The organism is Kitasatospora sp. NPDC091257 (assembly GCF_044757675.1).
Lineage (GTDB): Bacteria > Actinomycetota > Actinomycetes > Streptomycetales > Streptomycetaceae > Kitasatospora > Kitasatospora lactacystinica.
Genome location: NZ_JBIVVI010000988.1, coordinates 1 through 3,479, shown reverse-complemented (window position 1 = coordinate 3,479; position 3,479 = coordinate 1). Strand labels below are relative to the sequence as shown.

Below are 3,479 nucleotides of genomic sequence, written 5' to 3'. Positions count from 1 at the left end.
CCCCTCCCGTGTCTCCTCCGGCGTCTCCTCCCGTGCGCACCCCTAGATCATTTTTCCTCCAAAAGCAACAACCTTCGCTCGTGATCTGGTGCACAAGCTCACCCCCGTGTTGAATTGCGGCCACAGCGCGGGCCTTTCGCCCTGTCGTCGCCATGCGTGCGGGTCGTGGCGGCAGGGCCTCAGGGGCAGGTCCGCGCGCTTGCCGGATGGCGCACACAAGGAGGTGGCGTTGTCGGAGCACGGATGGAACCCGAGCGGCCCGGAGGAGCGGGGGCGGGCGGCAGCGGAGGAACCGGGCGACACCGTGTGGCGGCTGAGGTCCCGGGGGTGCTGGCAGGAGGCCGCCGAACTGCTGCGGCCGCCCGCCGAGCACGACCCGGAAGCGGCCCTGGGGCGGGCCGAACTCCTCATCGAGCAGTGCCTGTTCACCGCGGCGCACTGGACCCAGGCGGAACAGGCGCTGCGCCTGGCGGAGGCGCTGGCCTCCGGCACCGAGCAGCGCGCGGCCGCCGCCTGCGCCCGCGGCTTCCTCGCGTACGTGGCGAGCGTGCTCGGCCCGCGGGACCGGCTGGACGAGGCGCAGGCCGCGCTCGGCCGCACCTCGGCGCTGCTGCCGCCGGACGCCCCGGGCCGCCCGCTGCTGGACTTCCGGCGCGGACTGGTGGCCGAGAACCTGCTGCGCGACCGCAGCGCCGCGTGGATCGCCTACCGCCGGGCGCACGAGGGCGCCGGCGAGCGCGGGGACGAACTGCTGCGCTCGTACACCTGGCGGCACCTGGCCGCGCTGGCGCTCTCGCGCGGGGACCGCGGGAACGCCCGGGAGGGCTTCGAGGCCTCCCTGCGGCTGCGCGAGCAACTCGGCTTCACGGTGGGGGTGGCCCCGGCGCTCGCGGCGCTCGCCGAGGTCTCCGAGCCGCCCGAGGCCGCGCGGCTGCGGGCCGAGGCGGCCCGGCTGGTGGCCGGCCTGGGCGGGGTGCCGGTCTGGCTCGCGCGCCAGTTGGCCGCCTCCCGTGCGCCGGGGCCTCCCTCGGACGGGCGCATCACGAGCGAGACCGGAGGAACAATCAGCTAAGGTGAGGCTAACCTGGCCGGGGGGAGCAGTACCCCGGCCAGGTCGCCTTGCCGTTCCCCGGGCACCGCCATGCCCCGGTCCGGCCGCGTCCGACGGCCCGTGCCGCCGGGCACCGCCGGGCGGACCATGGGCGCCCCGGTCGACCCGATGGGGCCGCCCATGACCGCGAGCAGCACCCGGCCCGGCCCCAGGCCGCGCGTCCCCCGCACCACCGGGGCGCGCACCGCCGTCCCCGCCCCCGCTCCCGCCACCCCGGGCGCCCCGTCGTACCACCGGCTGTCCGGACTCACCCCCGTTCTGACGGTGCGCTGCGCCCCGCCCCGGCGCCGCGACGGCTGGCTGCCCGCCGCCGACCTGGCCACCCGCCCCGAGGCGGTGCGCGAGCTGATCGCCCACGACGCCCGGCGGGGCCTCGCCCGCTACGGGCAGCCGCTGCGCCCGGACGTCGCGGCCGGCTTCGGGCTGCACCGCTTCGTCTGGCCGGTCTCGCTGCTGTTCACGCTGCCGTGGTTCCTGGAGCGGCGCGTCCCGCTGCTCACCCTGCGGGACGTCGCGCTGCGCAGGCGCCCCGACGCGGTCGAACTGACCGTCCGCGCGGCGGAGTTCGCCTGCCTGCCGGAGGACCCGGCAGCCGGAGCCGGGCAGGCCCGGACGGTGCCGGACGAGCCGGCGCTGGCCGCCGCCCTGCGGTCCGCCCTGGGCGCCTTCCTGGCCCCGGTACTCACCGCCTTCGGCCCGGAGGCCCGGCGCGGACCCCGGGTGCTCTGGGCGATGGCCACCGACGCGGTGGTGGAGGGGCTCTGGTACGCGGGCGGGCTGCTCGGGGAGCGGGAGCGGGCGCGGACCGAACTGACCGCGCTGCTGGCGCCCGGCGGGGCCCTCGACCCCGCGCGCACGCCCGGCGCGGACGACCGTCCCGCCCCGGCCCCGGCGCCCTTCACCCCGGGAGCCGGTTTCGCGCCCCCGGCGCTCGGTGCGGAGAGCGCCCCACCCCCGGACCGGTCCCGGGCCAGTTGCTGCCTCGTCTACACCGCCGATCCGAGGGACATGTGCGGCGGCTGCCCACGCGTCACGCGGCGTTGACGAAAAGCCGTTCGACTTCGGGTTAGAAAAGCCCGCCATTCCTGGAAAAACCCACGTCGCATTCCTACGACCATGCGATGGTCACCGGGTCAGAAATCCCTCTCCTCAGCGCATTGACGGCGAATCGGCCATTCCTCCGCGCGGAATCCGCCATGATGGTCCCCGCCATCACGGCGCAGGAAAGCGACGCAGGAAAGCGAGGCCGGTTCCGGCGATGAAATTGTCCGACATACCGCTCGGATGGGCGATCACCGTGGTCGTGGGGCTGCTGGTCAGCGCACTCCTGGTGGCCCTGCTCCGCAGCCGGGGGGCCACCTCCTCCACCGCCGGCCCCGATTCCTGGGAACGTTCCGAGGAACGGCGCCGCCGCAAGGAATCCCTGTACGGCGGCGCCTCCTACACCCTGTTGTTCTGCTGCGCCGGCGTCGCGGCCGCCCTCTCCTTCCACGGCCTGGTCGGCTTCGGCGTACAGAACCTCGGCCTGTCCGGCGGCTGGGAGTACCTCGTCCCGTTCGGGCTCGACGGCGCCGCGATGTTCTGCTCGGTGCTCGCCGTCCGCGAGGCCAGCCACGGCGACGCGGCGCTCGGCTCCCGGCTGCTGGTCTGGCTCTTCGCCGGCGCCTCGGCCTGGTTCAACTGGGTGCACGCCCCGCGCGGGCTGACCCACGCCGGCGCCCCGCAGTTCTTCTCCGGCATGTCCCTCTCGGCGGCGATCCTCTTCGACCGGGCGCTCAAGCAGACCCGCCGGGCCGCGCTGCGCGAACAGGGCCTGGTCCCCCGCCCGCTGCCGCAGATCCGCATCGTCCGCTGGCTGCGCGCCCCGCGCGAGACCTACGCAGCCTGGTCGCTGATGCTGCTGGAGAACGTCCGCAGCCTGGACGAGGCGGTCGACGAGGTGCGCGAGGACAGGCGGGAGCGCACCGTCGAGAAGCAGCGCCGCAAGCTGGCGGGGCGCCGGGAACGGGCCGAGATCCGGGCGATCAACCGCTCCAACAGCGCCTGGCGGCGCGTCGGCGGTGCGACGGCACGGCGGCTGGAGTCCGGCCCGGAGCCCGCCGTGGCCGCCGCGGCCCCCGGAGCGGGGCGTCCCGGAGTGGAACGGTCCGCGGCGGAACGGGTCCGGGCCGAACGGCCCGGGGTGGAGCGGGCCGCCGCGCCGCGCGAGGTGGAGCCGGCCGAGGGCACGGTCGTCCAGCCGGGCCTGCCGGCGCGTCCGGAGCGGCGCACCATCGACCTCACCATGGAGGAGGACACCGTCACCCTGCCCCGGCTGGACTCGCTGGAACGCAAACTGAAGGACCTGGAGCAGCAGTTCGGCTGATCC

The 3,479-nt window shown here is 75.7% G+C and carries 3 protein-coding genes; all 3 read left to right on the top strand.

Annotated features, from left to right (window positions below):
• Nucleotides 1-229 precede the first annotated feature (229 nt).
• The 3 genes from ACIQOV_RS33200 (at nucleotide 230) to ACIQOV_RS33190 (ending at nucleotide 3,476) form a co-directional block, all read left to right on the top strand.
• Entirely contained in the window at nucleotides 230-1,072 is an 843-nt protein-coding gene (locus ACIQOV_RS33200) for a hypothetical protein (RefSeq protein WP_401054453.1), read from the top strand.
• A gap of 159 nt (nucleotides 1,073-1,231) precedes the next feature.
• Nucleotides 1,232-2,155 carry a (2Fe-2S)-binding protein gene (locus tag ACIQOV_RS33195; protein WP_401054451.1) on the top strand — a complete coding sequence of 308 codons (924 nt, stop codon included), beginning with the start codon at nucleotides 1,232-1,234 and terminating at the stop codon, nucleotides 2,153-2,155.
• 214 nt (nucleotides 2,156-2,369) lie between these two features.
• Nucleotides 2,370-3,476 carry a DUF2637 domain-containing protein gene (locus tag ACIQOV_RS33190; protein ID WP_401054449.1) on the top strand — a complete coding sequence of 369 codons (1,107 nt, stop codon included), beginning with the start codon at nucleotides 2,370-2,372 and terminating at the stop codon, nucleotides 3,474-3,476.
• Nucleotides 3,477-3,479 lie beyond the last annotated feature (3 nt).